Origin of the sequence: Streptomyces sp. NPDC005899, from assembly GCF_040629645.1 — a bacterium.
GTDB lineage: Bacteria > Actinomycetota > Actinomycetes > Streptomycetales > Streptomycetaceae > Streptomyces.
This window is the reverse complement of sequence record NZ_JBEXWB010000041.1, coordinates 24,045-30,224: the sequence shown is the minus strand read 5'-3', so window position 1 is coordinate 30,224 and position 6,180 is coordinate 24,045. Positions and strand designations below refer to the sequence as shown.

Here is a 6,180-nt window from a genome sequence, read left to right as displayed (position 1 = left end):
GCCGCGCCGGGCTGTACGCCGGAAATGTGGCCGGCCCGCGGGCCGTCCGGCAAAGGGAACTTTCCGGATCAATCGGTCTGATCGGTCTGATCGTGCTGTAGGGGACCCGTACGTAGCATGGGTTCATCACGCCCCGCCGCCCCGCCTGCGACCGGCCGTCATGGCCCTCGCGGCCGAGCGGAGCGGTTCGACGCCGTGCGGCGGTACCGGCTGGAGTGATGCGCGGTGCGCCCGGGGATCGGCGTGGTCCGCTTGACACTGAAATCGAACATCCATTCATATGGGTGTTCCGGCCGGGGTTTCCCGGGCTCGGCCGTGGAGTTGTCCACAGGCCGGGAGGACGCCGAGGCCCATTGTCAGTGGCAGGGGTTAGCGTCTGAGACGTGAAGCGATCGACTCAAGCAAATCGGGTGGAACCCATGGCAGGAACCGACCGCGAGAAGGCGCTGGACGCCGCGCTCGCACAGATTGAACGGCAATTCGGCAAGGGTGCGGTGATGCGCCTCGGCGAGCGGCCGAACGAGCCGATCGAGGTGATCCCCACCGGGTCCACCGCGCTCGACGTCGCGCTCGGCGTAGGCGGCCTGCCGCGCGGCCGCGTGGTGGAGGTGTACGGACCGGAGTCCTCCGGCAAGACGACGCTGACGCTGCACGCCGTGGCGAACGCGCAGAAGCTCGGCGGCTCGGTGGCGTTCATCGACGCGGAGCACGCCCTCGACCCCGAGTACGCGAAGAAGCTCGGTGTCGACATCGACAACCTGATCCTCTCGCAGCCGGACAACGGTGAGCAGGCCCTGGAGATCGTGGACATGCTGGTCCGCTCCGGTGCGCTGGACCTGATCGTGATCGACTCCGTCGCGGCCCTGGTGCCCCGTGCGGAGATCGAGGGCGAGATGGGCGACTCGCACGTGGGTCTGCAGGCCCGCCTGATGAGCCAGGCGCTCCGTAAGATCACCAGCGCGCTCAACCAGTCCAAGACCACCGCGATCTTCATCAACCAGCTCCGCGAGAAGATCGGCGTGATGTTCGGTTCGCCGGAGACCACGACGGGTGGCCGGGCACTGAAGTTCTACGCCTCGGTGCGGCTGGACATCCGGCGGATCGAGACGCTCAAGGACGGCACGGACGCCGTCGGTAACCGCACGCGGGTCAAGGTCGTCAAGAACAAGGTCGCGCCGCCGTTCAAGCAGGCCGAGTTCGACATCCTCTACGGCCAGGGCATCAGCCGTGAGGGCGGGCTGATCGACATGGGCGTGGAGCACGGCTTCGTCCGCAAGGCCGGCGCCTGGTACACCTACGAGGGCGACCAGCTCGGCCAGGGCAAGGAGAACGCCCGCAACTTCCTCAAGGACAACCCCGACCTCGCCAACGAGATCGAGAAGAAGATCCTGGAGAAGCTGGGTGTCGGCGTCCGTCCGGAGGACCCGGCGGCGGAAGTCACCGCGGACCCGGCCACCGCGCCTGGCGCGGTGGCGGCGGACGGGGCGGCGAAGTCGGTGCCCGCTCCCGCGGCGAAGGCCAAGCCCGCCAAGACCGCGGCGGCCAAGAGCTAGGCCGTGACCCGTCGTACGGAGTGGCCGGGCGCCGAAGCGGGTGCGGGCCCCGGTGCCGAATTCACCGCAGAGTCCACCGACGGTTCCCCGGGATCCACTCCGGGGGCCGGATTCGGCGAGGGGGTGGGCCGTCGCGCCCGCTCCCGTTCCAGAGACAGCGGTTCCCCCTCCCCGGCGAGGGGCGGGAAGGGGGAACCGCGCGATCCGGTGGAGCAGGCGCGCGCGGTCTGCCTGCGGTTGCTGACCGGAACGCCACGCACCCGTAAGCAACTCGCCGACGCCCTGCGCAAACGGGAGATCCCCGACGAGGCGGCGGAAGAGGTGTTGTCGAGGTTCGAGGACGTCGGGCTGATCGACGACGCGGCGTTCGCGGACGCCTGGGTCGAGTCCCGGCACCACGGCAGAGGGCTGGCACGCCGCGCCCTGGTCCGCGAGCTGCGGACGAAGGGTGTGGATTCCGCTGTGATCGACGAGGCCGTCGGGCAGCTGGATCCGGAGCAGGAGGAGGAGACCGCCAGGGAGCTCGTCGGTCGCAAGCTCCGCTCCACTCGCGGTCTCGACCGCGACAAACGGCTGCGCAGGCTGGCCGGCATGCTCGCGCGCAAGGGGTACGGCGAGGGCATGGCGTTGCGGGTCGTGCGCCAGGCGCTCGAGGCGGAGGGCGAGGACACGGAGGGACTGGACGAGCCGGTCTGATCGGGGAGCGAAGGGGAGCCGGGAGCGAGGGGCCGGGTGCCGCGAGCACGGCGGGGGAGGAGGGGGCCGCCGCGGTGACGAGCGGCGCACGGCCCGGGCCGTCCGCGCCCAGCGAGCTTCACACCGCCGCACTCGCCCACTCGAGGCTTCCCCGTCGGCGTTGCCCCGGTCCGTCCCGCACGCGAGCGGCAGGTGGGTGACCGGCAGGCGGTCAATCGGTAGGCAGGTGGGTGACCGGCAGACGGTTGACCGGCGGGCGGGCGGCCTCACTGCCCGGCCAGCGATGCCCGCCGGATCGTGGCGTCGATCAGGGACAGCGCGTCGGACGCGGTGCGCCCGGGCCGGCGGTTCCAGGGGCCGATGAGGTCGTTCCAACCCTGTGCACGCAGTTCGGTGATCAGCCAGGCGCCGGCCCGGTCCACGGTCTCGAGGGAACCGTAGCCCAGCCTGTGAGCGGTCAGCATCGCCCCGCAGAGGCAGCGGGCGCCCCGGACGTTGCGCAGGCGGTACGGCGTGTTCTGCCATCCCCACTCGGTCAGGACCAGGCGCGCGTAGGCGAGATGGGTGGAGGGCGGCACGTCGGGCTGCCCGATGCGGCGCCAGGCGTGCAGGCGTTCGGGAAGCACCGCGCCCAGGCGCCCGGGGAGCGGCCGCTCACGGGGCGGCCGGGCGGGAAGCGCCCGCAGCGAGTCGTCGATGAGCCGGTCGACGGGCACGGACAGCAGGTCCCGCCAGTCGCCCGGGTCGCTCGCGTCACCCGGACCCGCTTCCTCGGCATGTACGGGCGTCGGCAGGGGAGCGGGCAGCGCGGGTGCGGGGAGGACGGGCACGGCGGCGGGTGCGGGGAGCGCCGGCTCGGAGGCGGTCCGTCCCCACCCCGTGACGATCTGCTGCCAGACCTCCGAGTCATGAAGCCGTGAGGCATGGGCATCGAGCTGGTCAGGGGTGGGGCGAACACGTTCCATCGACGCGACATCTCCGTACATTCCGGTCCTCAGTGATGAGGTGAATGTCGGTCGCGCGAGGTGATCGCTCCACCGGGGAGCGGCGTTCGGGTGTGTCAGGCGGTCATTCGGCCCTACGGGACACGGGAAGGGAGACCGGCAGGCCGGCCGCACGCCAGGCCTGGAAGCCGCCTATCAGGTCGGTGGCCCTGCGCAGGCCCAGCCGGCGCAGGGACTCGACGGCGAGGCTCGACGCGTAACCCTCGTTGCAGAGGATGACGACCGGGAGATCGTGGCTCACCGCCTCCGGCGCACGGTGGCTCCCCAGCGGGTCGAGGCGCCACTCCAGCTCGTTCCGCTCGATGACCAGGGCACCGGGGATCAGGCCGTCCCTCTCCCGCAGGGCGGCGTACCGGATGTCGACCAGCAGGGCACCCCCGGCCGCCGCCGCGGCGGCCTGCTGCGGACCGATCCGCTCGTACCCCGCCCGGACGCGTTCCAGCAGCTCGTCGATGCCCACCGGCCGCACCGCGGGGTCCTCGTACGCCCCGCTCACTGCCAGTCCTCCGGACCCTCGGTCTGCTCCAGGCGGAGGACGTCGCCGGTGCGGCTGAACCGGCGGATCCGCGGCAGGGGCGGGTAGTAGGCGTGCACGGAGACGGCGTGTTCCCGTTCGGACTCGTTGAGCACCTCGTGCACGTGGTGCCGTCCGAACGCCCTGCCCCGTCCGGTGGTGAGCAACCGGATCCGGTCGATGCCCTCACTCAGTTCGAGGGTCCGCCAGCCTTCCGTGGGCAGCCGGGCGGCCAGTGCGTGTTCCCGCAGGGCGCCGGAGGCGACGGTGAAGGCGCCGACGGAGTCCGCGTGGTCGTGCCAGCCGGTGCCCGTGCCGGGTGGCCAGCCGATCAGCCACGCCTCACTCCCGCCGGGGCCCTCCAGCCGGAGCCAGGTGCGGCCCTCGGGGTCGAGGGGGAGCGAGGCGATGAGAGCGGCGTCGTCCGCGGTCCTGCGGACGAAGTCGAGCAGTTCCGCAGCCGTGGGCCCGGAAGCACCGGGTCGGCGGGTGCCGGTGGGGGAGTCGGCGAAGTCGGTGGGAGCGTCTGTTGCGGGCGCGGGCGCGGGCGTGGGCGTGCGCGGGGAAGTGGGGGTCGACACGAGGACCGTCCTGAGAGTTCGCGGGAGGGCACGGCCGTGCGTGGGGACAGCACGTCGTGCGGAACAGGCGAGTCAGCAGGAGGGGCGACACACGCAGCCCGCGTAGCGGACGAGGTCCATGTGGACCCTCCGCCACAGGCGCACGTCGGTGTCGGTCATGATCTGGAGTACACCATGTGTGCCTGCGGCGGTCAATCGACGTCCGTCGGCGGGCCGGGGTCCGGGGGTTCGGATGCGTCGTGTCCGCCCGGCGTGTCCGCGGCGCCCCCGCGGGCGGCGGTTGCCGCCACCAGCAGCTCGGCCGGCCGGACCCCGCCGAAGGCGGCCACCAGGTGACCGTCCGGCCTGACCAGCAGCACCGTGTGGGCCGTCGCCCCCGGGTAGCTCTCCGTCAGCAGCAGCTCGGCCTTCCCCGGCAGCGCGTCCACCGCCTCGGCGAGCCTGGGCATGACGCCGGCGGTCAGCCAGTGCCGCCGGTCCCACACGCCGGTGCCGGGGGCGACCAGGATCACGAGCAGGTTCCCCCGTCCGAGCCGCTCGCGCAGCCGGACCGTGGTGCCGTCGGGCGCCGTCACCCGGACGTCCGTGACCGGCGCGCCCGGGGGCGTGCTTACGGGGGTGTGCGCTTCGGTGTGCGGGGGTGAGAGGGGGGAGTGCGTGTACGAAGGGGGCGCGCCCAGGGGACCGCACCCCAGGTGCCCGTCGGCCAGCAGGGTGTCGTGCCCGCGAGCGTTTCCGGGGACGAGCGCGCGCAGGCCGGCGCCGCCCCGCAGTATCGGCAGCGACTGGTCGGCGGCGCGCAGCCGGGAGGCGACCGCGGCCCGGCGCTCCGTCTGGTAGCTGTCGAGCACGAGTTCCGAGGCGCCGTGGTGCCAGGCCTGCGCAAGCTTCCAGGCGAGGTTCTCGGCGTCCCGCAGTCCTTCGTCCAGGCCCTGGGTGCCGAGCGCCCCCAGCAGGTGGGCGGCGTCCCCGGCCAGGAAGGCCCGCTTCACCCGCCACCGCCGGGCCAGCCGGTGGTGCAGCGTGTACACACCGGTGTCCAGCAGTTCGTAGGCGGGGGTCTCGCCGCACCAGCCCGCCAGTGTGTCGCGGACCCGGGTGATCAGGGCGTCGGGGGTGACGAGTTCGCCACGGGGCGGGAGGAGCCAGTCCAGCCGCCACACACCGCGGGGCAGCGGGCGCGCGGTGACCTCGGCGCCACCCGTGCGCCACGGCGGGGAGCGGTGCAGGACGGCCTCGCCGGGCCACGGCAGTTCGGCGCGGAGCGCGGCGACGGCGTGCCGTTCCACCGCCGTACGGCCGGGGAAACGGATGTCCAGCAGCTTGCGCACGGTGGACCTGGCGCCGTCGCAGCCCACCAGGTAACTGCCGCGCCACCACGTGGAACCGGGCCCCCTGGTGTGCACCGTGATCCCGCCGGCGTCCTGCTCCAGCGTGTCGATCCGGCTCAACGGCACCAGGCGTACGAGGGAGTGCGCAGCGACCGCCGCCCGCAGCTCCCCGGTCAGGACGTGCTGGGGTACGTGGAGGGGAGCGGGCAGGGGGACGCCCTCCCCCTCCTCCTCGCCCAGCGGGACGGCCCGCACCAGCTGCCTGCGGCGCACGGACCGCCAGCCGGTCCAGCGCAGCCCCTCGTCGTACAGGGCCGCGCACCCGAGCCGGACCGCGAGATCGGCGGTGTCCTCGCGCAGCACGACGGTGCGTGCCGGGCGCGGCTCGTCCTTCCCTGGTCCCTCGTCGAGGACGATCGAGGGGACACCCTGGGCCGCGAGGGCGAGTGACAGCGCCAGTCCGACCGGTCCGGCGCCGACGACGATCACCGGGTCCACGGT

At 72.9% G+C, this 6,180-nt stretch carries 7 protein-coding genes; 2 read left to right on the top strand and 5 right to left on the bottom strand.

Annotated elements, in window-relative coordinates:
- Positions 1–419 precede the first annotated feature (419 nt).
- Together recA and recX are read left to right on the top strand one after the other, a co-directional pair.
- The gene (recA, locus tag ABZ371_RS08345; RefSeq protein ID WP_358675272.1) at positions 420–1,553 is read left to right on the top strand and encodes a recombinase RecA; all 1,134 of its coding nucleotides are present in this window, start codon (positions 420–422) and stop codon (positions 1,551–1,553) included.
- Positions 1,554–1,556: 3 nt separating this feature from the next.
- The gene (gene recX / locus ABZ371_RS08340; protein ID WP_358675269.1) at positions 1,557–2,249 is read left to right on the top strand and encodes a recombination regulator RecX; all 693 of its coding nucleotides are present in this window, start codon (positions 1,557–1,559) and stop codon (positions 2,247–2,249) included.
- Positions 2,250–2,515: 266 nt separating this feature from the next.
- Here recX and ABZ371_RS08335 read toward each other — a convergent pair whose 3' ends face one another.
- The 5 genes from ABZ371_RS08335 to ABZ371_RS08315 all read right to left on the bottom strand — a co-directional run bounded on the left by ABZ371_RS08335 (position 2,516) and on the right by ABZ371_RS08315 (position 6,177).
- Positions 2,516–3,214 carry a hypothetical protein gene (locus ABZ371_RS08335; RefSeq protein ID WP_358675266.1) on the bottom strand — a complete coding sequence of 233 codons (699 nt, stop codon included), beginning with the start codon at positions 3,212–3,214 and terminating at the stop codon, positions 2,516–2,518.
- A 103-nt stretch (positions 3,215–3,317) separates the two neighbouring features.
- Entirely contained in the window at positions 3,318–3,749 is a 432-nt protein-coding gene (locus ABZ371_RS08330; protein WP_358675263.1) for a rhodanese-like domain-containing protein, read from the bottom strand.
- Positions 3,746–4,348, bottom strand: a complete 603-nt coding sequence (locus tag ABZ371_RS08325) for a cysteine dioxygenase (RefSeq protein WP_358675260.1) — start codon at positions 4,346–4,348, stop codon at positions 3,746–3,748. The genes ABZ371_RS08330 and ABZ371_RS08325 overlap by 4 nt, the downstream gene beginning before the upstream one ends.
- 72 nt (positions 4,349–4,420) lie before the next feature.
- Positions 4,421–4,507: a putative leader peptide gene (locus ABZ371_RS08320; protein WP_311605579.1), complete on the bottom strand. Its 87-nt coding sequence runs from the start codon at positions 4,505–4,507 to the stop codon at positions 4,421–4,423.
- A gap of 32 nt (positions 4,508–4,539) precedes the next feature.
- Positions 4,540–6,177, bottom strand: coding sequence for an FAD-dependent monooxygenase (locus tag ABZ371_RS08315; RefSeq protein ID WP_358675257.1), 1,638 nt, complete (start codon positions 6,175–6,177; stop codon positions 4,540–4,542).
- Positions 6,178–6,180: the final 3 nt, after the last annotated feature.

Excerpts from the sequence above, each read along its gene's own strand:
- ABZ371_RS08335 (WP_358675266.1), bottom strand. The coding sequence starts at position 3,214 with ATGGAACGTGTTCGCCCCACCCCTGACCAGCTCGATGCCCATGCCTCA.
- ABZ371_RS08320 (WP_311605579.1), bottom strand. The coding sequence starts at position 4,507 with ATGACCGACACCGACGTGCGCCTGTGGCGGAGGGTCCACATGGACCTC.
- recA (WP_358675272.1), top strand. The coding sequence starts at position 420 with ATGGCAGGAACCGACCGCGAGAAGGCGCTGGACGCCGCGCTCGCACAG.